This is a genomic window from Curtobacterium sp. L3-7 (genome assembly GCF_048756585.1).
Classification (GTDB): domain Bacteria; phylum Actinomycetota; class Actinomycetes; order Actinomycetales; family Microbacteriaceae; genus Curtobacterium.
The window spans coordinates 2,503,852-2,527,439 of record NZ_CP151474.1 but is presented as its reverse complement, the minus strand read 5'-3'; the positions used below and the strand labels follow the sequence as shown (position 1 = coordinate 2,527,439).

The 23,588-nt window shown below is 72.1% G+C and carries 21 protein-coding genes and 1 tRNA gene; 11 read left to right on the top strand and 11 right to left on the bottom strand.

Translation table 11 applies throughout. The features are described 5' to 3' along the window. Nucleotides 1-9 precede the first annotated feature (9 nt). Complete coding sequence (locus AAEP80_RS12315; RefSeq protein ID WP_281264528.1) at nt 10-714, top strand: SDR family oxidoreductase; 705 nt, start codon at nt 10-12, stop codon at nt 712-714. A gap of 18 nt (nt 715-732) precedes the next feature. Here AAEP80_RS12315 and AAEP80_RS12310 read toward each other — a convergent pair whose 3' ends face one another. Beyond that, complete coding sequence (locus tag AAEP80_RS12310; RefSeq protein WP_420364629.1) at nt 733-1,818, bottom strand: glycosyltransferase family 9 protein; 1,086 nt, start codon at nt 1,816-1,818, stop codon at nt 733-735. A 150-nt stretch (nt 1,819-1,968) separates the two neighbouring features. Between AAEP80_RS12310 and AAEP80_RS12305 the strand changes: the two genes are divergently transcribed. Genes AAEP80_RS12305 through AAEP80_RS12285 form a run of 5 tightly spaced genes read left to right on the top strand, consistent with a single transcriptional unit; the run spans nt 1,969 to nt 7,594 of the window. Then, entirely contained in the window at nt 1,969-3,444 is a 1,476-nt protein-coding gene (locus AAEP80_RS12305; RefSeq protein ID WP_420364628.1) for an aldehyde dehydrogenase family protein, read from the top strand. Then, on the top strand, nt 3,441-4,922 hold the full coding sequence (gene rfaE2 / locus AAEP80_RS12300; RefSeq protein WP_420364627.1) for a D-glycero-beta-D-manno-heptose 1-phosphate adenylyltransferase: 1,482 nt from the start codon (nt 3,441-3,443) through the stop codon (nt 4,920-4,922). The genes AAEP80_RS12305 and rfaE2 overlap by 4 nt, the downstream gene beginning before the upstream one ends. Before the next feature lie 34 nt (nt 4,923-4,956). After that, nucleotides 4,957-5,688 carry a DedA family protein gene (locus tag AAEP80_RS12295; RefSeq protein WP_420364626.1) on the top strand — a complete coding sequence of 244 codons (732 nt, stop codon included), beginning with the start codon at nt 4,957-4,959 and terminating at the stop codon, nt 5,686-5,688. Further along, entirely contained in the window at nt 5,685-6,938 is a 1,254-nt protein-coding gene (locus tag AAEP80_RS12290; protein WP_420364625.1) for a sensor histidine kinase, read from the top strand. Before AAEP80_RS12295 ends, AAEP80_RS12290 begins: the two co-directional genes overlap by 4 nt. Next, entirely contained in the window at nt 6,935-7,594 is a 660-nt protein-coding gene (locus AAEP80_RS12285; protein ID WP_420364624.1) for a response regulator, read from the top strand. Before AAEP80_RS12290 ends, AAEP80_RS12285 begins: the two co-directional genes overlap by 4 nt. A gap of 38 nt (nt 7,595-7,632) precedes the next feature. Here AAEP80_RS12285 and phoA read toward each other — a convergent pair whose 3' ends face one another. The 9 genes from phoA to AAEP80_RS12240 all read right to left on the bottom strand — a co-directional run bounded on the left by phoA (nt 7,633) and on the right by AAEP80_RS12240 (nt 18,544). Next, a complete protein-coding gene (gene phoA / locus AAEP80_RS12280) occupies nt 7,633-9,324 on the bottom strand; it encodes an alkaline phosphatase (RefSeq protein ID WP_420364623.1) in 1,692 nt (563 codons plus the stop codon). A 171-nt stretch (nt 9,325-9,495) separates the two neighbouring features. Continuing rightward, entirely contained in the window at nt 9,496-9,993 is a 498-nt protein-coding gene (locus AAEP80_RS12275; RefSeq protein WP_281264520.1) for a Dps family protein, read from the bottom strand. Nucleotides 9,994-10,103: 110 nt separating this feature from the next. Beyond that, entirely contained in the window at nt 10,104-10,526 is a 423-nt protein-coding gene (locus AAEP80_RS12270; RefSeq protein ID WP_420364622.1) for an SIP domain-containing protein, read from the bottom strand. Nucleotides 10,527-10,548: 22 nt separating this feature from the next. Beyond that, nucleotides 10,549-11,205, bottom strand: a complete 657-nt coding sequence (locus AAEP80_RS12265) for a TetR/AcrR family transcriptional regulator (RefSeq protein WP_420364621.1) — start codon at nt 11,203-11,205, stop codon at nt 10,549-10,551. After that, nucleotides 11,202-13,250, bottom strand: coding sequence for a CocE/NonD family hydrolase (locus tag AAEP80_RS12260; RefSeq protein WP_420364620.1), 2,049 nt, complete (start codon nt 13,248-13,250; stop codon nt 11,202-11,204). Before AAEP80_RS12260 ends, AAEP80_RS12265 begins: the two co-directional genes overlap by 4 nt. After that, nucleotides 13,247-15,028, bottom strand: a complete 1,782-nt coding sequence (locus tag AAEP80_RS12255) for a dipeptide ABC transporter ATP-binding protein (protein WP_420364619.1) — start codon at nt 15,026-15,028, stop codon at nt 13,247-13,249. The genes AAEP80_RS12260 and AAEP80_RS12255 overlap by 4 nt, the downstream gene beginning before the upstream one ends. After that, nucleotides 15,025-15,906, bottom strand: a complete 882-nt coding sequence (locus AAEP80_RS12250) for an ABC transporter permease (RefSeq protein ID WP_413601960.1) — start codon at nt 15,904-15,906, stop codon at nt 15,025-15,027. Before AAEP80_RS12250 ends, AAEP80_RS12255 begins: the two co-directional genes overlap by 4 nt. Beyond that, complete coding sequence (locus AAEP80_RS12245) at nt 15,903-16,934, bottom strand: ABC transporter permease (RefSeq protein ID WP_420364618.1); 1,032 nt, start codon at nt 16,932-16,934, stop codon at nt 15,903-15,905. The genes AAEP80_RS12250 and AAEP80_RS12245 overlap by 4 nt, the downstream gene beginning before the upstream one ends. After that, nucleotides 16,931-18,544 carry an ABC transporter substrate-binding protein gene (locus tag AAEP80_RS12240; RefSeq protein ID WP_420364617.1) on the bottom strand — a complete coding sequence of 538 codons (1,614 nt, stop codon included), beginning with the start codon at nt 18,542-18,544 and terminating at the stop codon, nt 16,931-16,933. The genes AAEP80_RS12245 and AAEP80_RS12240 overlap by 4 nt, the downstream gene beginning before the upstream one ends. A gap of 215 nt (nt 18,545-18,759) precedes the next feature. Between AAEP80_RS12240 and AAEP80_RS12235 the strand changes: the two genes are divergently transcribed. From AAEP80_RS12235 to AAEP80_RS12225, 3 genes are read left to right on the top strand one after another with little or no spacing between them, the layout of a single operon-like run. Then, nucleotides 18,760-19,350 carry a molybdopterin-dependent oxidoreductase gene (locus tag AAEP80_RS12235; protein WP_281264512.1) on the top strand — a complete coding sequence of 197 codons (591 nt, stop codon included), beginning with the start codon at nt 18,760-18,762 and terminating at the stop codon, nt 19,348-19,350. Beyond that, entirely contained in the window at nt 19,347-20,141 is a 795-nt protein-coding gene (locus AAEP80_RS12230; RefSeq protein ID WP_420364616.1) for a ferredoxin reductase, read from the top strand. Before AAEP80_RS12235 ends, AAEP80_RS12230 begins: the two co-directional genes overlap by 4 nt. Further along, the gene (locus AAEP80_RS12225) at nt 20,138-20,386 is read left to right on the top strand and encodes a DUF6510 family protein (RefSeq protein ID WP_420364615.1); all 249 of its coding nucleotides are present in this window, start codon (nt 20,138-20,140) and stop codon (nt 20,384-20,386) included. Before AAEP80_RS12230 ends, AAEP80_RS12225 begins: the two co-directional genes overlap by 4 nt. Nucleotides 20,387-20,470: 84 nt before the next feature. Here the strand turns inward: AAEP80_RS12225 and AAEP80_RS12220 are convergent. Further along, a tRNA-Gly gene (locus AAEP80_RS12220) sits at nt 20,471-20,542 on the bottom strand. Nucleotides 20,543-20,642: 100 nt separating this feature from the next. Between AAEP80_RS12220 and AAEP80_RS12215 the strand changes: the two genes are divergently transcribed. Both AAEP80_RS12215 and AAEP80_RS12210 read left to right on the top strand, forming a co-directional pair. Beyond that, nucleotides 20,643-20,858: a hypothetical protein gene (locus tag AAEP80_RS12215; protein ID WP_420364614.1), complete on the top strand. Its 216-nt coding sequence runs from the start codon at nt 20,643-20,645 to the stop codon at nt 20,856-20,858. A 140-nt stretch (nt 20,859-20,998) separates the two neighbouring features. After that, entirely contained in the window at nt 20,999-23,551 is a 2,553-nt protein-coding gene (locus AAEP80_RS12210; protein WP_420364613.1) for a LuxR C-terminal-related transcriptional regulator, read from the top strand. Nucleotides 23,552-23,588 lie beyond the last annotated feature (37 nt).

Genomic DNA, 23,588 nt, shown 5'->3' with positions numbered 1-23,588 from the left:
AGGAACCACATGCCCGTCCCCACCACCCCCATCGGCCGCGTCCTCGTCACCGGCGGTGCCTCCGGACTCGGAGCGGCCGTCGTCGATGCCGTCCTCGAAGCAGGCGGCACCCCGATCGTCCTCGACCTCCGCGTCGACGGCGTCGCCGACGGGATCGACGCCGTGGCGGTCGACGTCACCGACACGGCGGCGACCGAGCAGGCTGTGCGGGACGCCGCCGAACGGCACGGGGGGCTCGACGCCGTGGTCACCGCCGCCGGCATCGACAAGCCGGCGCCGATCGGCGGGCTCTCCGCAGCGGACTGGGAACGGATCGTCGGCGTGAACCTGCTGGGGACCGCCGCCGTGGTCCGTGCGGCACTCCCCTCGCTCGAGCAGAGTCACGGCCGGGTCGTCACCGTGTCCTCGTCGCTCGCACTGCGCGGCGTCGGCGACGGCACCGCCTACTCCGCGTCGAAGTTCGGCGTCCGCGGGTTCTCGCAGGCGCTCGCCGCAGAAGCAGCAGGCAGCGTCGGCGTGACGAACGTGATCCCGGCCGGCATGCGGACCAACTTCTTCGCGGACCGCACCGAGCAGTACAAGCCGGGGCCGGACGCGCAGCTGATCGAACCGTCGTACGTCGCCAATGCGATCCTGTTCGCACTCGCCCAGCCCGCCGGGTGCGAGATCCGGGAACTCTCGATCATGCCGGCCACGGAGCCGAGCTGGCCCTGACACCCGGCCCGCAGGCCGTCAGCGTGTCCAGAGCAGGTCCTCCACTTCGGTGAGGACCTGCTCGGGCGTGACCTCGTCGACGTAGGACGGGTCGTGCTCGCATCGATCGGCGGTCCAGCCCACCTGGGTCACGTCGACCCCGCAGACCGGGCACCGGGTGACGAACGCCATGAGCACCCGGTGTCGGCCGCGGTCCAACGGCCCGGCGTTGATGACGTTGCCGAACCAGAACACGCCAACCGTCCGCGTGCCGACCGCCACGGCGAGGTGCCGGGGACCGGAGTCGTCGCCCACCATGACGTCGGCAGCAGCCAGCACCGCAGGCAGTTCCCGGAGCGGCAGCGTGCCGACGAGGTCGTGCAGCCGGGATGCACGGTCCGTGCCCACCGCCGCCACGATCGCATCGGCCGCTGCACGGTCGGAGTGGTCCCCGACGAGGACCACGTCGTCGCCGGCGTCGATCCGCGCCGAGGCGACGGCGGCGAACCGGTCGGGGCTCCAGCGGCGCCGCGGGTCCGTCGCGCCTGGGTGCATCGCCACGAGCGTCCCGGCCACCCCCAGCCGCGACCTGACCGCCTGCCGCTCGTCCTCCGACACCGTCAGGCGCGGATCGAGTGTGACCGGTTCGGCCCCGGCGAGTGCGACCACCTCGAGTCCCCTGAGCACCTCGTGCTGGTAGTAGACGTACCGGACCCAGCGCTCGAGGATCTCAGCGTCCTCGGTCGCGGTGCCGACGGTGTGCCGCGCCCCGAGCCGGAGCAGGAACGGGTTCGAGTTGCGGCCGCCACCGTGCAGCTGCACGGCGAGGTCGAACCGGCCGCGGAGCCGGTGGTCGAAGTCCTCGAGGGACGGGGCGTCCACGCCGCGGTCGCGCACGCCCGGGGAGACGGGGAGTTCCTCGAACGCGTGCACCGATGCGGTCCGGCCGACGAGCAGCTCCGCAGCGGCCGGCGTGCCGAGGAGCGTCACACGCGCATCGGGGTAGGCGGCGGCCAGCGCATCGATCGCGGGCATCGCGAACATCAGGTCACCGAGTCCCCCGCCACGGAGCACCGCGATCTCGCGGACCCCACCGAACCGTCGTCCGCCGTCACCGATGCGCACCGAGTGCCTCCCGTTCGTCGATGCCCCTGTCTACCGACGGCACTCCGAGAACACGTCCGGTCAGCCACGGAACGCGTTGCCGTGACCGCGCCCAGGAACCGGGGCGGAGCGTCGGAGACCCGCACCGTCCGCGTCCCTGGAAGGACCCGCATGACGCTCGAAGCCCCCACCACGACCGACCGGATCGTCGTCCTCGACCCCGTGACCGGATCGGTCGCGTCGACGACCACCGCGGCGACCCCCGACGAGGTCCGGGACGCGGTCGCCAGGGCACGCGCGGCGTTCCCGGCCTGGTCGAGGACCGCCCCTGCCGACCGTGGTGCGCTGCTCCGCGATGCCGCCGAGCACCTCCGCGGACACGCCGTCGAGCTCGCCGAACTGAACACCCGCGAGACGGGCAAGGTCCCCGGCGATGCGCTCGGCGGCGTGCAGGCCGGCATCGGCACCCTGCTCCAGTACGCGGAGCTCGGTCCGTTGCACCGCGGCGAGTCCCTGCGGGGACAGCACGGCGCGGCGGACTGGACCGTGCCGCATCCCCGCGGCGTCGTCCTCGCCCTCACCCCGTGGAACGACCCCGTCGCCGTCGCGCTCGGCATCGTCGGCGCCGCGGTCGTCACCGGCAACACGGTCGTGCACAAGGGCAGCGAGCGGTGCCCGGCCACGATCCAGCGTCTGAACGCGCTCCTCGCCGAGGTCCTGCCCGACGGTGTCCTCGTCGGGGTCGACGGCGATGCGACGACCGGCGAGGCGCTGCTCGCCGAGGACGGCATCGCGGTCTACGCGCACGTCGGGTCCACCGCGACCGGGGACCGGCTCACCGCGGTCGCCGCCACCACGCGCGCCCACGTGATCCGCGAGAACGGCGGCAACGACGCGCTCGTGGTCGACGCCGGCGTCGATCCGACGTGGGCCGCCGCGCAGGCAGCGCTCGGGGCGTTCGCGAACACCGGCCAGATCTGCACCAGCGTCGAGCGCATCTACGTCCACCTGGACGTCGCCGAGGCGTTCGTCGCCGCGCTCGTCTCCGAGGCGGACGCCCGCACGGCCGCCCCCGCGTCCGAGTTCGGTCCCCTGGTCGACGAACGACTCCGCGTGCTCGTCCAGCAGCACGTCGACGACGCGGTTCGTCGTGGTGCGACCGTCAGGACCGGCGGCGTGGTGCCGGACGGTGCCGGCTCCTCCTACCCGGCCACCGTGCTGACCGACGTGCCCGACGACGCGCTCGCCATGACCGAGGAGACGTTCGGACCGATCGCGCCGGTGCGCGTCGTCGACAGCTTCGCCGAGGGTCTCCGCCTCGCCGCCGCCGACCGGTACGGCCTCGCGGCGACCGTGCTCACGCCCGACACCGGCAACGCCCTGCTCGCCGCCGCGACCCTCCCCGTCGGGACCGTGAAGATCAACGCGGTCTTCGGCGGAGCACCCGGTGGCAGTGCCGAGCCGCGCGGGGCGTCCGGATCCGGGTTCGGCTACGGTCCGCACCTGCTGGACGAGATGACCACGACGACGGTGGTCCACCTCGAACCTGCCCCGCGCGTCACCCGCGCCGACGAGCGCCCCGCCGATGAACACCTCGCCGACGAGCGGCCCGCCGACACCGCCGCAGCCGAGGGGTACGACCGGTGACCGCCGACGTCCGGCTCATCCGCGACGTCGTCGCCCGGATCGACGACCGCGATCCCCTCGTCGTCGTGATCGGCGACCCGATCCTCGACCGCTGGACGATCGGCGAGGCGGAGCGCGTCTCGCGCGAGGCGCCGGCACCGGTCGTCCGCGTCACCGAGACGATCGCGGTCCCCGGCGGTGCCGCCAACACCGCCGTGAACGCCCGGGCGCTCGGTGCCCGCGTGGTCTTCGTCGGGATCATCGGCGACGACGAGGCCGGCTCGGTCCTCCGCGGGCGCCTCGACGTCGCCGGGGTGGACACGACGCACCTCCTCTCCGTCCCCGGCGCGACCACGACCACGAAGACGCGCGTCGTCGGGGGCGACCGCGTCGTCGTCCGGGTCGACGAACTCGCCGCGGCGCCGACCACCGCCCACCGCGAGCAGCTCGCCACCGCGACCGCACGCGCGTTGCACGGTGCCGACGCCGCGATCGTCTGCGACTACGGTCTCGGGGTCTCTCCCGAGACCGTCCTGCCCGTGCTGGACCGCGATCGCCCCGCTGTCGTCGTCGTGGACGCGCACGACCTCCGGGGCTGGCACGACCTGCACCCGGACCTCGTCACGCCGAACGCGGCGGAGACCGCGGCGCTCCTGGGATCCGACCTCGGCCAGGGGGCCGATCGCGCCGGCTCCGTGACCGCCGCCCGCGCGGACGTGCTCCGGGTGACCGGAGCGCGCGCCGCCGCCGTCACCCTCGACCGCGACGGATCGGTCCTCCTCGCGGCGGGTGACACCACTGGGCACCGCACCCGCGCCACGCCGGCGTCCGAGCAGCAGGCGTCCGGGGCCGGGGACACGTTCTGCGCCGCGGCGAGCGTCGCCCTCGCCGCCGGTTGCGACGCCCGGGCGGCGGTGACGTTCGCGCAGGCCGCTGCGGACGTCGTCGTCCGCGAGGCCGGGACCTCCACCTGTGACACCGCCGCCCTCCTCACTTCTGTCGAGGCGCCAGCGGAGACCGTCGTCGACCACGACGAACTCGCCGCCGCGGTCGGACTCGCCCGCGAGCAGGGAAAGCGGGTCGTGTTCACGAACGGCTGTTTCGACGTCGTCCACCGTGGCCACACGACCTACCTGCGACAGGCGAAGGAACTCGGTGACCTGCTCGTCGTGGCGCTCAACGACGACGACTCGGTGCGGCGGCTGAAGGGCCCGGAGCGGCCGATCAACACCGCTGAGGACCGCGCAGGCGTCCTCGCCGCCCTCGCCTGCGTCGACCTCGTGACCGTCTTCGCGACGGACACCCCGATCCCGCTCCTCGACCGGGTCCGTCCGGACGTCTACGTCAAGGGCGGCGACTACTCGCCGGAGATGCTGCGCGAGACCGAGGTCGTCCGCGGCTACGGCGGCGAGGTCGTGATGGTCGACTACGTCCCGGAGCACTCCACGAGTGCGGTCGTCCGACGGATCCGGGAGACCGCCACGGGCGAGACCGACTGAACCGACCGCGGAAGTCATACCAGGGTAGGGGGCGGTGGGCCCCGCAGTGGGATGGCAGGGCACCGACGGCTCCGTAGCGTCGACACCGTCGGCGAGCGTCGCCGACGGACAGGAGCCCGCCGTGTTCGACCAGCTCACCCCGCTCGTGGTGGACCTCGCCGCCAGCCCGCTCGTGTTCGTCGTGCTGTTCGCCCTGTGCCTGGTGGACGGGTTCTTCCCCCCGGTCCCCAGCGAGGCCGCCCTCGTCGCGATCGCCGCCGTCGCGGCCACGACCGGCAGCCCGCTGCTCGCCGGGGTCCTCGTCGCCGCGGCGCTGGGCGCCGTCGCGGGCGACTCGATCGCCTACTGGATCGGCAGGCGCGTCGGTCTCGCGCGGCTCGCGGACGCACGTCGGCCGAAGGTCGCCTCGGCGTTCGCCTTCGCACAGCGCCAGATGCAGCGGCGCTCCGCCAGCCTGATCCTGGTCGGACGCTACATCCCGGTCGGCCGGGTGGCCGTCAACACGACCGCCGGGGCGACACGCTTGCCCTACCGGCGGTTCCTCGCGATCAGCACGATCGCCGGCTTCGCCTGGTCGGCGACCTCCATCGGCATCGCCCTCGCGACGTCGAGCGTGCTGCACGAACCGCTCGTCGCAGCCGGCGTGTCGATGGCGATCGCCGTGCTGCTCGGTGTCGTCGTCGACCGCGTGATCGGTAGGCTCGGCCGCAGACGCGCGACCCGCGCGACCGCCCACGGCACCACCGGAGAGACCGTCCGCCCGTGACCCCAGCACCCCGATCCACCTGGCAGGTGCTCGCGATGCGCATCGGCCTGGTGGTCGTCGCCGGCTCCCTGTTCGCCGTCGCCGCGCCCGTCACCTCCGTCGTCTACGGCGTCCCCGTCCCGCTGTCGTTGCTCGTGTCCGCGGTCCTCAGCATCACGATCGGCATCGCACCGTGGGCGCCGCGCACTGCCGCCGTCGCGCACCTGGCCGCACTCGGAGCGCTCGGGTTGCTCACCGCCGGGTCGTCAGCCGGCCCGTGGCCCGTTCCCGTCACGGGCATCATCGGCCTGAGCGTGCTGCTCGTCGTCCTGGGCGTGCGCACCAGCTGGCGCCTCACCGCGGTCGTCTGGGCCGCGGCGACCGTCGTCCCGCTCGTCCTCGTCGCCGTCTCCCCCGGCCGATGGGACCAGGCCGACGTCTGGACCGCGAGCTTCGTCGTGTCCGCCGGCGACACGCTCATCCTCTCCGCGGCCGCGGTCGTGATCGGGCAACGGCGGTCGATCCGTGCCGAGCTCGAGGCAGCACGCCGCGACGCCGACACCGAACAGGCCCGCCGTCGCGCGGTCGAGGAGCGCGCACGCATCGCCCGTGAGCTGCACGACGTCGTCGCGCACAGCATGTCCGTCGTGCACATGCAGGCCGAGTCCGCCCCGTACCGGGTCACCGACCTGCCGGACGGCGCACGAGCCGAGTTCGCGGCCATCGCGGAGACGTCGCGCACGGCACTCCGCGAGATGCGTCAGCTGCTCGGCACGCTCCGCGGCGACGAGGATGCAGAACGCGCGCCGCAGCCGCGGCTCGTCGACCTGCCGACGCTCGTCACCGCGACGCGTGCGGCCGGCATCCCGGTGACGCTCGACGTCGGCGACGACAGCGGGGTCGGCCGGCTCACCGAGCTGACCGCGTACCGGGTCGTGCAGGAGGCGCTCGGCAACGTCGCCCGGCACGCGTCCGGCGCGTCCACCGTCGTGACGGTCGGGAGGCACGGCTCGCGTCTCCGGGTCACGGTCACCAACGCCGCTCCCGACGTCCAGGGCGTCCCGCCGGCTCCGCCGGACGATGGCGGCTTCGGCCTCGCCGGCATGCGTGAGCGAGTCACCGCCGTCGGCGGCACGATCGACCACGGTCCCACGACCGACGGCGGGTTCCGGGTCGTCGCGGACCTCCCACTGCACACCGACGACCAGATGCACACCGACGACCAGATGCACAGCGACGACCAGATGCACACCGACGGGGGGACCCGATGATCCGCGTGATGGTGGTCGACGACCAGCAGATGTTCCGGATGGGACTCCGCGCCATCCTGCAGGCCCAGGACGACGTCGAGGTGGTCGCCGAGGCAGGCGACGGCGCAGAAGCGGTCTCGCTCGGCATCCGGTTGCAGCCGGACGTGGTGCTGATGGACGTCCGCATGCCCGAACTCGACGGCATCGAGGCGACCCGCCGCCTGCTGTCGGCCGCGACCGACGCCCCGGTCCGGGTCCTGATGCTCACGACGTTCGACATCGACGACTACGTCTTCGACGCGCTTCGGGCCGGCGCGAGCGGCTTCCTCCTGAAGGACGCCAGCGCCGACGAGCTCGTCGGGGCGGTCCGCACCGTTGCCGCCGGCGACGCACTGCTCGCACCGCGGGTCACCCGGCACCTCGTCGAGGCCTTCGTCGCCGCTCCCCCGCCGTCGACACCTCGTGAGCACGTGCTCGACGTGCTCACGGACCGCGAGCGCGACGTCTTCATGCTCGTCGCCCGCGGCCGGTCGAACACCGAGATCGCCGGCGACCTGTACATCGCCGAGCAGACGGTGAAGACCCACGTGGGCCGGATCCTCGCGAAGCTGCAGCTCCGCGACCGGGTGCACGCGGTGGTCCTGGCGTACGAGTCCGGCCTGGTCGGTCCCGCCTGAGCGGACACCGGCCAGGCCGGACCATGCGCATCGCAGGATCAGCGCACGCGGACCTGCTTCGACGCCTGCTTCCCGGACTGCGCGCCCGTGAACGTCACGGTCGAGGACCCCTTCGTCGCCTTCCAGGCGACCGTTGCGGTCCCGTCGATGACGTCCACCGTGCCCAGGTCGGTCGACCCGACGGTGACCCGCACCTGGCGGTCACCGGCGAACCGGCTGCCCGTCAGCACGACCCGCTGGTTCGGTCGTGGCGCACCGACGGAGAGGTCGATCCGCGCACCGCGGCTCAGCGCCGCCAGGTCGCCGTTCAACCGGAGCCCGTCGGAGATCGTGAAGAACGTGTCCGTCTGGTCGGTGAGTCCGACGACGTTCGCTGCACCGGGACCGAAGGCCGCGATCCGGACCTGCGTGCCGGTGTGCTGCTGCGACGCACCGGCGCCCGCCGTGCCGTAGGAGACCTTCATCGTCGTGCCGTCGGCCGTGACGAGCGCGGTGGACAGCGAGGCCGGCGGGGTGTTGTCGACGATCTGGCTCGAGTGCGCGTGGTCCGCCGTCGCGATGACGAGGGTGTTGCCGTCCTTCTGGGCGAACGCGAGCGCGGCCTGCACCGCCTCGTCGAAGTCGATCGTCTCGCCGATCTGGCCGCACGCGTCGGCGGCGTGGTCCTGCTTGTCGATGCTCGCGCCCTCGACCTGCAGGAAGAAGCCCTCGCCGTTCGACGCGCCGCGGTTCAGCAGCCCGATCGACTTGTTCGTCAGCGACTGCAGCGAGAGGCCGGTGTCGAGGCGAGCCGGGTTCGGCGTGCAGCGCACCGCTGCCCGGTCGGCTCCGCCCACCGTGGCCGTGGTCGGCGCGTACCGGGTCGGGAAGTTGCCCGGCGTGAAGAGGCCGAGCACCGGCTGCTTCTGGTCGGCCTTGCGCACAGCGGCGAGCCCCGCGGCGTCGTCGACGACCTGGTAGCCGCGCGCACCTGCCTGGTCGAAGAGCGTCTTCCCCGCGTACTGCCCGGCCTTGGCGGTCTGGGTGAAGCTCGCCGAGCCACCGCCGAGCGTGACGTCGGGGCGGGCGTTCAGCAGCTGCTCGCTGATCGATCCGAGCCCGCCGTTCTGCAGCGCGTCCGACCCGCACGACGCGGTGTCCGGTCCGTAGCAGCTCCGCGCGCCGACGTGGGCGACCTGCACGGCAGGGGTGGCGTCCTGGATCTCCGCCGTCGACACGTTGCCGGTCCGCAGGCCGTTCGCCTTCGCCAGCTCCAGGAGGGTCTGCTGCGGTGCACCGTCGATGTCGACCGAGATCGCGCCGTCGTAGGTCTTGGTGCCGGTCGCCCACGCGCTCCCGGATGCCGCCGAGTCGGTCACGTAGTCGGGCTTGCCCTTGTCCGCGCCGTCCTTCACGAGCGAGTACGTCGTGTACGAACCGGTCAGCGGGAGCGCGTCGAGCCCGGGCAGACGACCGGCGGCGCCGTACTCGTAGTTGCGCGCGACCGTGATCTCGGAGTCACCCATCCCGTCGCCGATGAGCAGGATGACGTTCTTCGCGTTCGCGTTCTTGATCGCCTGCCGGACGGCCTGCGTCTGGTCGCCTGCTGCCCGTTGCGCGCCGCCGTGCTGGTTGAGTGCCAGTTGGTTGACGGCCTCGGCGGTGCCGGGAAGCGCGATCGCGCCGGCGACGACGACGGCGCCGATCGCGAGTGCCGCGCGCCGACGGCGCTTCGGTGTGTGCTGTTCCATGTCGGTTCCCCTCGTCATGTGCCCCGAACGGGTGCCATCCGAGGATGGCTGTACGGGGGTACAGGCGGGTGAACCGGCGGGGTCCGGTGCGTGAACGGGACGGGGCCACACGCATGACAGGAGGCCCGGTGCCAGCTGGCACCGAGCCTCCTGTCCAGGAGATCGCTGGTCTCAGGCGGCGAGGTGCGCCTGCAGGAACCAGCGGTCCTTGGTCAGTCCGCGCTCGATCTCGATGACGACGTCCTGGCTGTTCAGGTCGACCTCGTCGAGTCCCTCGACCGCGCGACGGACCTGCGCGAGCGCCGCGTCGATGTCGGCGATCACCTCGGTGATGGTGACGTCGGAGTTCTGGAAGCCCTCGGACAGCGCCGGGATCGTGGTGTTCGCGGCGACGGTCGCGATGCGCGAGTCGACCGGCAGGCCGAGGGCGACGATGCGCTCCGCGGCGAGGTCGGCGTACTCCTGCGCGTGGGCGACGATGTCGTCGAGGAGCTCGTGGACACCGACGAAGTTCCGGCCGCGCACGTGCCAGTGCGCCTGCTTGCCGTTGACGACGAGGGCCTCGAGGTCGATGACGACCGGCGCGAGGAACTGTGCGACACCGGCTGCGAGCTCCGGCGTCGTCGAGAACGGGGACGTGGTGTTCGGGGTGGTCGTGCTCGTGGTCATGTGCTGCTTCCTCCTACCTCGTGAGCGCGAACGGAGCTCGCGCTCCGGTCGTGCCGATGGAACAACCCTGCTCCGCTTTCTTGAACGGCGCAAGGAAGCACAGGCTGACCTTACCCGCCGTACTCCACCTGGACCTGCTGGCCAGCGTCGGTCAGTTCGAGCTGCACCGCCGCGCGGGCCTGCTCGACCCACGGACTGTCCGCGCAGCCGATCCAGACCGTCGTCCGCGGCTCGCAGTCGGCGACGCACCACTCGGCCGCCCAGCCGATGACGGCCGCTGCCAGGGCCTCCCCGTGGTCGGCGAAGACGAGCGGGGCGACAGCGGACGCACGGGCGCTCCGGACCAGCCAGGTGACGGTCACGCGCGGGGGCGCCGGGAGGATGCGGACCTGCTCGTCGAGGGCGACCTCGACGAAGACCTGGCCGTACGCGTTCTCGGGGAGGTCGAGCAACAGGCGGTGGATCTCGACGAGGTCGTCGGAGCTCCCCGCGATGAGGATGCGCTCGCTGGGCTGTCGACGGGTCCTGGCCATGGACACAACGGTAAGGGAAGCCTTACCTCAGTACAACCCCGAGGTGCTGTGCGAGGAACTCCCACATCCAGGTCAGTGCCACCGCGTTGGTCAGCCCTGGGGCGTTCTGGGCGATCTGCGTCGCCACGCCGTCGCTGTAGGCGGCGAGCTTGAGCGCGACGACCGAGGGGTCGATGCCGTCCGAGGCCACGTCGAACGTCCCCGTGTCGACCCCGCGGCGGATCACGCGGACCAGGCAGGCCTCCCAGACACGGATGCGCTCCGCGTACTCCTCGGCCACCTCTGGACGACGTGCGACCGCGGTCCAGTAGTCGGACCAGATCCGCCAGTGCTGCCGGACCTCCTCGCTGTCGTCGAACAACGGCTCGACGAGCATCCGCAGCGCCGTCGCCGGATCGGGTTCCGCGTCGACGGCGGCGACGATCGCCCCGTAGAAGCGCTCGGTCTCGAGCACGACGACCTCGTTCAGGATCTCCGCGACGCTCCCGAAGTGGTAGGTCACGGTCCCGACGGAGACACCTGCCTCCGCCGCGATGTCACGGAGCCCGGTCGCGCCGAGACCGTTGCGGACGATGACGCTGCGCGCGGCGAGGACGATCATCGCGCGACGGACCTCGGGTCGCTGGCGCGCCCGTGGCTTCGGCTGCGCCGGGTCCGGTGCCTGCTGCTCGGCGCTCACGCGGACGTCCTCGGCACCTCGTCACGGAACGTGTGCTCGGCGACGAGCTGCTCCTCGGTCCCGGCCGCTCCGTCCCGTGCCCACGCGCGGACGGTGTTGACGAGGTGGAACGACTCGGCGTCCGCGGTCACGTGCGACGTCGTCTCGAGGCGCGCGGCCCAGTCGGTGTGCGTCAGACCGATCACCCAGCGGGAGTCCGCGGTGGCCGACGTCGGGTCGTCCGAACGGATCCGGTAGGTCTCGCGCGCGTCCTCGCTGAACACCAGCCCGTCCGGGTATACCCGGCCGCCGCCGTACCCGGGGTCGACGTCGAGCGTCCACGTCCGGGTCTCCACGTCGTGGGTGACGGTGCGCTGCGGGAGCGGGTCGCTCGGTTCCACCCGGGTGATCGCGAGCGGGGTCGACCGCTCGGGCGCCTCGAAGCGGATGTCGTCGTCGTCCGACCGGGTCCACACCGGGAGGGTCACCGAGCTCTCCGACGGATCGAGCACGAGGGTCGCTGCGGTCCCGTGCGGCCACACCCACGGCCAGTACGACGTCGACACGGCGATCCGGAGTCGGTGTCCGGTGACGAAGCGGTGCCCGGTGGACACCAGTCGGACGGGCAGCACGGTGGGTACCCCCGGCGCGAGCGGGTCGGTCCGGTCCATGCCGTGCCGGCGGGCGGCGTTCAGCACACCACGGGTGACGAGCGTCGAGCTGCCGTCAGGGGCCACATCGCACAGCCGCACGGTGACCGTGGCCCTGGGCTCGTCGCTCGTGACGGCGAGGTCGACGAGGACGTTGCCGAGCAGGTCGAACGACTCGTCGACGAGCAGGTCGAAGCACGCCGAGCGGCCGTCCTCGGCTCGCTGGTCCGGCGGCAGGTCGGTCGCGTTGCCGAACGGGAAGAACCGTCCGGCGTCCGTGCCGGTCTCTTGCGGGGAGGAGACCACGACGTCGCCGTCACGTCCGCCGCGCAGGGTGTCGAGCGTGTGCGACACGGCCTCGGTCGCGGTCGATGGCCACGACGTCGCCCCGACCCACCGCCCGGTGCGCGACGCGTGGTACGTCGCGGGCGGTTCCGGGTCGTTGATCCACGCACGCAGCGCCGGATCGGCCTCGACCCCGGTGTCGACGCCCTTGAGCCACCGGTCCCACCATCGCAGGGTCTCCTGCAGGAACCCGATCGACGGTCCCGGCGCGAGCCCGCGGTCCGGGTACTGGTGCGACCACGGCCCGACGAGCCCCTTGACCGGGGCGTCGACGTGCTCGACCAGGCGCAGGACGGCGTCCCGGTACGGGTCTGCCCAGCCGCCGACGGCGAGGACCGCTGCGCCGATCTTCCCGTAGTCCTCCGCCGCGCTGCCGTGCCGCCAGTAGTCGTCACGGGACTGGTGCGACAGCCACACCGGCGTCATCGGCCGGTTCGCGTCGAGCCGCTCCTTCCAGCGCGCGACCCACGACGACCCGACGACCTCGGGCCGCGGCGGACGGGAGTTGAACGCGAACATCGTCGCGCCCCACGCGGCCATGTCGATCCCGAGCACCGCGCCGCCGACGTAGTGCACGTCGTTGTCGTAGCGGTCGTCCGTCGAGCACACCGTGACGACGGCCTTGAGCGCCGCCGGCGCCCTGGCCGCGAGCTGCAGGGCGTTGAACCCGCCCCACGAGATGCCGAACATCCCGACCGCACCGGTCGACCACTCCTGCGCGGCGAGCCACGCGATCACGGCTTCGCCGTCGCGCAGCTCCTGCTCGCTGTACTCGTCGTCGAAGAACCCGTCCGACGACCCGGTCCCGCGGATGTCGACGCGCACCGAGGCGTACCCGTGCGCCGCGTACCAGGGGTGCCGCTCGGAGTCCCGCGGCGCCGTCCAGTCGTCGAGCCGGTAGGGCAGGTACTCCAGCAGCACCGGCACACGGGCATCGGCGGACGCGCCCGCGGGTGCCCAGATCCTGGTGTGCAGCCGCACGCCGTCCGGCATCGGGATCCACTCGTCGCGGACGGTGACCCCCTCCGGTAGTCCGGTCGGCACCCCGATCGCCGTCAGCCCGTCCGTCATGCGTCCTCCCAGTTCCTGATCCGGTGTCCGTCCCCGTGGTCGGTCCAGCCGTCGACGTGCCGCCAGCGCTGCACACCGTCGTCGACCTCGGGCAGCGTCGTCACGCCCGGCTCGAGCGTGGCCGCGAGCAGCGTGCTCGTGTACGGGTGGTTCGGGCCGGTGAACACCCGTTCGGTCGGGCCGATCTCGACGATGCGGCCGCCGGTCATCACCGCGACGCGGTCGGCGACACCCCGCACGACGGCGAGGTCGTGGCTGATGAACAGGCAGCTCAGGCCGTTCTCGCGCTGCAGGTCGGCCAGCAGCGACAGGATGCCGGCCTGGACCTGCACGTCGAGCGCGGTGGTGATCTCGTCGGCGATCACGAGTCGCGGCCCGGCGGCGAGGGCCCGTGCGATGCCCACGCGCTGCCGCTGGCCGCCGGACAGCTGTGCCGGCAGGCGGTTCGCGAACTCCGGTCCGAGGCCGACCTGCGTGAGGAGCTCGGCGACGCGCTGGCGTGAGGACGAGCCGGTGAAGAGCCGGAGCGGTCTGGCGATCGCGGCACCGACGGTCCGACGCGGGTTGAGCGAGGTGTCGGCGTTCTGGAACACCAGCTGCACGGCGCGGCGGAGCGCGGCGGACCGGGCGGCGACGGGCTCGCGGAGGTCACCCGTCACCGTGTCGTCGGTGTAGTCGAAGCTGCCGGACTCGGCGGGCACCAGCCCGGCCAGTGCGGTTGCGAGCGTCGACTTGCCGCTCCCGGACTCGCCGACGACGGCGAGGGTCTCGTGCGCCGCGATCTCGAAGGAGACGCCGTCGACCGCGGCCGGCAGGCCGCGCCCGTACCTGACCACCAGGTCCTGTGCGGTCACGACGGGACGGACGGGAGGCACGGTGGGCGTGGCAGTGGAGCCGACCGTCCCCGGGACGGTCGCCTCCAGACCGTCTGGACCCGCGCCTCCAGGCAGTGTCCCGGCCGTGCTGCTCCCGGCCGTGATGGTCCCGTTCGGCACCGCGGCCAACAGGGCCCGCGTGTACTCGTGCTGCGGGTCGGCGAAGAGGTCGGCGGTCGCGCGGTGCTCGACGATCTCGCCGTGCCGCATCACGGCGATCTCGTCGGCCATGGCCGACACCACCCCGAGGTCGTGGCTGACGAGGAGGACGGCCATCCCGAGCTCCCGGCCGAGGTCGGCGACGAGGTCGAGGACCGCCGCCTGCGTGACCACGTCGAGCGCGGTGGTCGGCTCGTCGAGGACGAGCACGCGCGGCCTGGCCGCGACGGCCATGGCGATGGCGACGCGCTGCTGCTGGCCGCCCGAGAGCTGGTGCGGGTACCGACGGACGATGGTGTCCGGGTCGGGCAGCCGCACGAGCCGGACCAGTTCGGCGACCCGCTCCGGGCCGTCCGGCTCGCCGTGGGCACGGAGGGCCTCGCGGATCTGCTCCCCGATCCGCATCGACGGGGTCAGCGCCTGGCCCGCGTTCTGCGCGACGACGGACGCGGTGCCGCCGCGGAGCGCCCTGGTCTCGGCGGGCGACAGGGCGAAGACGTCCTGCTCGGCGACCGTGACCGTCCCGCCGACGATGGTCGATCCGGTGCGGAGGTGGGCGAGGAGCGTCCTGGCGACGGTGGACTTGCCGCTGCCGGACTCCCCCACGAGACCGAGCGTCCGGCCGGCGTCGATCGTGAACGAGACGCCCCGGACGACCGGGACCCAGGTACGACCGGCGGCGTAGGAGATGGCGAGGTCGTCGACGCGGACGGCCTGCGTGGTGGTCGTGTCGATGACGGTCATGCGCTCGTCGCTCCCTGCGTTGCGCGGTCGACCCCGAGCGACTTGCTCAGTCCGTCCGCAGCGAGGTTGAGGCCGATCACGAGCGTCGCCAGTGCCACGATCGGCGCCAGCGTGCCGAGCGGCACGACGGTCAGTGCGGTGCGGTTCTCCTGCACCATGAGCCCCCAGTCGGGCGTCGGTGGGTTCGCTCCGAACCCGAGGAAGGACAGCGACGCCACGAGGAGCACGATCCACGACGCCCGCATCGCGTACTCGACGAGCACGACGTCGAGGACGTTCGGCAGGATCTCGCGGAACACGATCGACAGGGGCTTCTCGCCGCGGGCGCGGGCCGCGGTGACGTAGTCCTGCGTGATCACGGTGCGTGCGGCCCCGCGGACCACGCGGGTGACGGCTGGGGCGTAGACGATCGTCACGGCGAGCACGATCACCCAGAGACCGGCGTCGAAGACCGTGACCACGACGAGGAGCGCCAGGATCGACGGCACGCTGAGCAGCGCATCCACGACCCGCATGACGACCTCGTCGAACCAGTTGTCCGCGTACGCGGTGACGGCGCCGAGGAACGTGCCGACGGCGACCGCGATCGTCGTCGCGAGGAACGTGACCAGCAGGGCGTACCTGCCACCGTTCAGCGTGCGGGACAGGATGTCGCGGCCGTACTGGTCGGTGCCGAGCCAGTGCGTCCACTCCGGTCCGGCGAGCACGTTCGTCGAGTCGGTCGCGACGGGGTCGTGCACGCCGATGACGGGTGCCAGCACCGCGAGCACGAGGTGCAGCGCGATCAGCCCGAGGCCGATGGCGAGTGCCGTGGAGCTGCGGAGCGGCGCGACGGCGGCACCGATCACGCTGCGCGAGCGCGGGGCGATGGCGGTCATGCGGTGGCCTTCCGTTCGGTGCGCTCGGTGCCGGTGGACGAGCGGCGCCCGGTCGTCGGCCGGATCCGCGTCCGCCGCTGCCGCGTGCGGAGCTTCGGGTCGAGCGCGAGCGCGACCAGGTCGGCTGCGAGGTTGCAGACGACGTAGATGAGGGCACTGAGGAGCGCGATCGCCTCGATCGTGGGCAGGTCCCGGTTGAACACCGACTCGAGCATGAGCTTGCCCATGCCCGGGTAGTTGAAGACGTTCTCCACGACGACCACCCCGCCGAGGAGCCACGCCACGTTCAGCGCGACGACGTTGAGCGTCGGCAGCAGCGCGCTCGGGACCGCGTGCTTCCACACCACCCGGCGCATCGTCAGGCCCTTGAGCTCGGCGGTCGTGACGAACTCGGACGCCATCACGTCGATCGTCGAGGACCGCGCGGTGCGGACGATGTACGCGGCCATCGCGAGGGTGAGCACGATGATCGGGAGCCAGATCGTCGGCAGCAGCTCGGCCACGGTGGCGTCGCTGCCGCGCAGGACGACGGCCGGGAAGAGCGGGATACCGATCGCGAAGAGCAGCACGAGCACGGTCGCGACCATGAACTCCGGGACGCTCATCACCACGAGGCTGACGATCGAGATGACCCGGTCGGTCGGGCGGCCGCGGCGAACGCCGGCGACGACCCCGAGCGTCAGGGACAGCGTGACCCCGACGAGCATCGCCGGGACCGCGATGAGCATGCTGTTCCGGAACGCCGTCAACAGGGTCGGCGCGACGGGCTCCCCGCTGACGAGCGAGGTGCCGAAGTCGCCGTGCGCGGCGCCGACGAGCCACTGCCCGTAGCGGAGCCACACGTTCTGGTCGAGACCGAGCGACTCGCGGAGCTGCTTGACCGCGTCGGGCGTGGCGTTCTGCCCGAGCAGCTGCTGCGCGACGTCACCCGGGAGCGCCTGCACGGCGAGGAACACGAACAGCGAGGCGAGGACCACCGTGAGGACGGCGATGCCGACCCGGCGGAGGACGGGGAGGAGGACGTTCATCGGCGCAGTCCGATCCGGAGGTAGTCGAACTCGAAGCCGAACTCCGAGTAGTTCACGACGTCGCGGGACAACCCCACCAGGCGGTCGCCGAACATCGGGGTCATGTCGGCACCGTCGGCCACGACGAGTCGCTGGGCGTCCTGGTACAGGGTCTTCCGCTTGGCGTCGTCCATCTCGGCACGCGCCTCGTCGAGGAGCTTGTCGAACGACCCGTTCGACCACGCGCTCTCGTTGTAGGACGAGCCCGATCGGAAGATCTGGTTGAGCAGCTGGTCGATCGGCCGGCCGGTGAACCAGTAGCTCACCATCAGCGGCTTCTGCATCCAGATCTGTGTGTAGTAAGAGTCCGACGAGGCGTTCCGGACCGTCAGGTCGATGCCGGCGTCCTTGACCTGGTCCCGGTACGCGACCGCGAGGGGCGTGAAGACCGACTCGTAGCTGGACGTGTAGATCGACGCGCGCAGTCCCTCCCGGTCGGCCCGCTGCAGCAGGCTCCTGGCCTTCTCGGGGTCGTACTCGCGCGGTTCGTCGAGGAAGGCGGCGAGCTGTGGCGGGACCGGGTTGTCCCAGCCGGGCGAACCGGTGCCCTGCAGCGCCGTCTCGACGATCCGCTTCGGGTCGTAGGCGAGCTTCATCGCCTGGCGCACCGTTGGGTCACGGAACTCGTCGCTCGTCGCGAGCATCGGGATCGTGTACCACTGCGCGTTCACGGAGCGCGCGACCGTCGCCCGGTCCGATGCCGCGACCACCCGGGCGGTGGCGAAGTCGAGGTTCGTCTGCGAGATGAGGTCGATCTGTCCGGCGAGCAGTGCGTTCACCCGGGCCGTGGTGTCCTGGATCGAGAAGAAGTCGATCCCGTCGAGTGCCGGACGACCCGCGAAGTGGTCGTCGAACGCCTCGACACTGCCGGCTCCGGCCGGCGTGAACGAGGACAGCTTGAAGGGCCCGGTCCCGATCCCGGTGCTGCCGATCGTCCCAACGGCCGAGGCCGGGACGATGTAGCACTGGTAGGCGGTCAGGAGCGACGGGAACTCGGCGTTCGGCTTCGTCAGCTCGAAGCGCAGCGTGTACCGGTCGACCGCGCGCATCGAGTTCGCGTCCATCACCTCGCCGAGCACGCCGGCCTGCGGGGACCCGGTCTTCTCGTCGAGGATGTGTCGGATGCTGGCGATCGCGTCGTCCGCGCCGAACCGGGACCCGTCGTGGAACCGGACACCCTGGCGGAGGTGGAACGTCCACACGGTGCCGTCGGCGTTCGCGGACCATTCCCGCGCGAGGTCGGGCACGGTCTCCCCCGACTCGTCGAGCTTCACGAGCCGGTTGTAGAGCGCGCCGAGGTACTCGTACGCGGAGAGGGAGCTCGCGGAGTCGAGGGTCTCGGCGGCGGATGCGGCGGGGCGGGCGATGCGGAGACGGCCGCCGCGCCGGGCGGTGCCGGTCGCGGCCTGCTCGGGGATGCTGCCCGTTCCGGCGCTCGCACCGGAGCTGCATCCGGTCAGGGTGAGCAGACCGAGGCCGGCGAGACCGGCGGCGCCGGTGAGGAGCGCGCGGCGGCTCGGGCGACGGTCCGCCGGGGTGCGGCCGTCTTCGGGTTGGACGATGGGTGGCATTCGGGGTGACCCCTCCTGGTAATCGTTCCGGTGAACGATAGAGGGAATCCGCGGCCCCGCCAACCGCGTGGTGCCGCCGACCGCCGCCTCTGCGACCAGGGTTTCCGCGCAGCGCCGCGGATGCAGCCGGGTCAGGGGAGCAGCCGAACGTTTACGAACCCGTTACACAGCGCCGCCGGATCAGGGCCAGGATCGTCTCGAGACGAGGAGCACCGATGGCGACCTTCACACGCGGGTTCGGCGGACGACGACGTGACGAAGACGATCGGTTGCCACCCGGTCAGACCCTGGTGCGCGACTGGCCCGTCCTGTCCGCCGGGGACACACCAGACGTCTCCCCCACGGACTGGACCTTCTCGATCCGGACCGAGACCGCGCTGCACGAATGGACGTGGGACGAGGTGCACGCGCTCGGGGTCGAGGACGTCACCGTCGACATCCACTGCGTCACGCACTGGTCCAAGCTCGCGATGCCGTGGCGCGGCGTCCCGCTCGACCGGTTGTTCGAGCAGGTCGAGACGTCCCTGGACTTCTGCATGGTGCACAGCGTCGGCGGCTACACGACCAACGTGCCGCTCGACGAGCTCCTCGACGGACAGGCCTGGATCGCCTTCGAGGCGGACGGCGCGCCACTCGAGGCCGAGCACGGCGGGCCGGCGCGGCTGCTCGTCCCGCACCTGTACTTCTGGAAGAGCGCGAAGTGGGTGCGCGGGATCGTCATGCAGGCCGACGACGAGCCCGGGTTCTGGGAGAACGCGGGCTACCACCTGCACGGCGACCCGTGGAAGGAAGAGCGGTACTGGTGAGCGGACTGGAGGCACGGGTCGGCACGGTCGCGCCGCCAGCGAACCGCAGACGGCCGGCCTGGCACGACGCGACGGTCGCGGCCGTCCGAGCGGAGACGCCGACGGCCCGCCGGATCATCCTCGACGTCCCGACCTGGCCGGGCAACGACGCCGGACAGCACCTCGACCTCCGGCTCACCGCCGAGGACGGGTACCAGGCCACCCGCTCGTACTCCATCGCGTCCAGTGGATCAGGCACCCGCGTGACGCTGGCGGTGGATCGTGTCGACGACGGCGAGGTGTCTCCGTTCCTCGTCGACGCCGTCGAGGTCGGTGACGCGCTCGAGGTGCACGGCCCGCTCGGCGGGTGGTTCGTCTGGCGCCCGGGCGCGTCGCCGTCCTCGGCGTCGCGTCCGGTCCAGCTCATCGCGGGCGGATCCGGGATCGTCCCACTCGTCGCGATGGTGTCCGCGCACGCGGAGGCCGCCGATCCCGCCCCGTTCCGGCTGCTCTACGCCGTACGGACCCCCGAGGACGTCTTCTTCCGATCTGAGCTGGCGGATGCGGCGAACGGGCCCGCTCCCCTCGAGGTGACGATCGTGTACAGCCGCCGTGCGCCCGACGGATCCCCGGTGCCGGTCGGTCGTCTCACGCGGGACGCACTCGGCGCAGCGGTCCTCCCACCGGATGGGGGTGCGCTCGTGTACGTCTGCGGATCGACACCCTTCGTGGAACAGGTCCTGCGGTGGCTCGGCGAGCTGGGGCACGACACCGGGGACGTCCGGGCAGAGCGCTTCGGAGGGAACGGATGACGATCCTCGACGGCAACGCCCTCGCCGGTGATCTGGCGGACGTCCTCGGACCGGACCCGACGACCGCAAGGCTCCGGTGTGCAGGGTGCGGTTCCTCCGACGCACTCGGTGTGGCGAGAGCGCACCGGAGTGCGATGGGCTCCGTCGCGCGGTGCAGCGGATGCGGCACGGTGCTGGTGACGGTCGTCCTCGTCGGTTCCCGACGACTGATCGGGCTTCCGGGGGTCCGAGCGGTGACGCTCTGACGGGCGGTGTCGCTCGTCCCGGAACCAGAAAACCCCGACCGAGGTCGGGGTTTCCGGGGGGCCGGGTGGAGCCGGCGATTCCCGAGCGGATGACGAGATTCGAACTCGCGACCCTCACCTTGGCAAGGTGATGCGCTACCACTGCGCCACATCCGCATCGCGCGTCCTGTCGGTCGCGCAGGGTCCACCATACCCGTCTCTGCGTGTTCGGCCCGACTCCCTGCCAGAACCGGGCGTGTCCGTGTTGGCTGGGTGCATGAGCGACTTCGTGAAGGACACCACCGACGGCACGCCTGCCGAACCCGAATCCCACGGCGTCGACCTGGTCGACGGGGACGCCCCCGCGATCCGGATCCTGGTGCGCGGGGACCTGCCGCCGACCCTCGAACACGACGGTCGGACCTGGGCGGCCACCCGCGAGACGCACGACGCCGGCGACGCCCCGGCGATCGCCGTCTACCGTCCGGCTTGAGCGGGCGGGGCTGCGGTCACCTCACCCACATGCGGACACCTCACCCACATGGGGTGACAGCCGCCGTCGATCTGGCCTTCCCCCTGCGCCCGGCTTATGGTTTCCCTAGTTCTGGCCTTTATCAGGGAAAAGGCGGGTCCATGTCATTCACCACGCAAACGAACCCGGTCCGGGGACTCCTGGATCGACGACCATCATCGACGCTCGACCGACGTCGTCTCATCGACCACATCGAGGACTTCCGCGCGTCGGGCGGCCGCCTCATGACCGTCTGGGCACCGGCGGGTGCAGGAAAGACCGCCCTCCTCACCCAGTGGGAGTCGATCCTCGCCGCGCGCGACGTCCCGCACCACGTGGTGGAACCGTGCCGCGACGAGCTCGAGACGCTCATCGACGAGCTGACCGTCCGGCACAGGTCCGCGGCCGCGGGTGAGCGCCGCACGCTGCCGGCCGAACGGTGGGTCCTCGTCGACGACCTGCAGCAGTCGGACCCCACCGGCACCGCGTTCGTGCGACTGCTCGGCGTCGTGCCGGACGGGACCCGGGTCCTCATCGTCGGCCGGTACGAGCCGAGCGAGTTCGGCGCGGTCGTCGAGGCCGCCGGAGGTCGCACCACGCTCCGGACCGCGGAGCTGCGGTTCACGGCCGGCGAGACCCACGAGCTGGCCGCCGCGTTCGGGATCCCACTGACCGTCGCCGATGCGGAGCGGCTCACCGAACGGACCGCCGGGTGGGCTGCGGGGATCGCGCTCGCCATGCCGTACCTGTCGAGCGAGCCGGACCCCGCGGCCGCCATCGTGCAGTTCGACGGCGACCAGCACTCCGTCGCCGACTACCTCGTCGTCCGCGTGCTCGACGAGCTCGACGACCACGACCGGTCCGTGCTCATGCGCGCGGCGGTGACCGAGCACGTGCCGCTCGACCTCGCCGTCACGCTCACCAGGCAGCGCGACGCCGGGGCGGTCCTCGAACGCCTCAGCATCCGGAACACCCTGGTCGACCGCGATCGGGCGTTCGACGGGTTCCGGTTCCACCCGCTCCTCGTCAGCTACATGTGCGCAGAGTCCCGGCGACGTGACGAGATCGGCGCGATCGAGGCCCACGCGACCGCGGCGGCCTGGTACGAGGCCGCCGGTGACCACGAGTCCGCGATGGCGCAGGCACTCCGCTCCCGTGATCGCGGCGTGGTGCGGACGCAGCTGGAGCACTCCGGGCTGGTCCTGCTCATGCAAGGGCGCAGCGCGAGCGTCGCCGTCGCACTCCGCTTCGTGGCACCGGTCACCTCGTCGCTGCCGATCGCCGTGGTCCGGCTCGCGATGGACCTGCCGGACTTCCGTGACCGGATCGGCGCAGCCGAACGACTCGCTGAGGTGCATCGCCTGATGGCTGTTTCGAGCGAGGCGGACATCGCGCTCTGGACGCCCTACGTGCACGCGATCTCCGGGTTCATGGTGCTCGAGAAAGCCGAGGCGGAACGGACGCTCGCGACACTGAGCGCGTACCTGCGTGTCTCGTCTTTGGGGTCGTTGGACATCGCGCTCGGCATCCGGTCCGCGATCGCATGGTGCCTGGTCGTCGCCGGCCGGTACGGCGAAGCCGAGCCGCTCCTGCGGTCGGTCCAGGCCGCTGCCCTCCGTGCCGGGTACGCCTGGGTCTACCTGATGGCCACCGACGGCATCGCGACACTCGCCGCCCGACGCGGGGACTGGCGGGCGGCGACGGTGCAGGAGGGGCGGATGGCGGCGCTGCCGTTCGACGCGACTCCCCCGTACAACCGGGCGACGGCCAGAGCGGTGCTCGTCAACGCGGCGTACGCCTACGAGCGGTGCGAGCCGGTGTCGTTCACGCCGGCCAGGCTCGTCGAGGCGGCGGACCCGACCGGGGACGAACTGGGACAGCTGTTCCAGGCCAAGACGCTCCTGCTGATCGCGGCACTCGACAACGAGCACGCTCCGCGCGAGTCGCTCTCGCGACTGCTGCAACTCGCTCGGACCGAGGGCGACGACCACCCGCGGGCGGTCGCCGCCGCGGCGCCACGCATCCACTTCTGGTCGAACCTGCTGAACGGGGCGTCGGCCGCTGCGGAGGCACGCCGTGTCATCGTGTCGATCCTCGGCGTGCAGTCGCTCGAGGCGCAGACGCTCCGGGTGCTCGCGACGAACCGAGCGGACTACGGGGCGGTCCGGGCACTCGCGGACGCGGTGGACGGTGACCACCTGGCGTGGACCGGCTCCAGCCTCGTCGCCGCACACCTCGCGCTCGCCGCGCACGCCCACGACGGCGGCAGTGCTGCAGAGGCTGCCGACCGGGTCCGCCGTGCGCTCGACCTCAGCGAGGAGTTCGGGTACGCGCGGGAGTTCCTGGCCTGCCGAGGCCTCGGGGCGCGACTCGTCCTCGCGACGCGCGGGTCCTTCGGCGCGCTCGAGCCGTACGCCGCGCACGTGCTCGACCGATGCGCCGCCGAGCGGGTCGACCTCGGAGCCGACTCGGACGAACCGGCCGCGCCGCTCACGCCGAAGGAGCGGGCCCTGCTCGAGGAGTTGCCGGCACACCAGACGCTCGGCGAGATCGCTGCGAAGCACCACCTCAGCGTCAACACCGTGAAGACCCACCTGCGGAGCATCTACGCGAAGCTCGGGGTGACCGGGCGGACCGAGGCGGTGCACGCCGGGCGCAAGCACGGCCTCCTGTGAGTGCCGGACCCGACCACCGGGTCGACGTGACCTGACG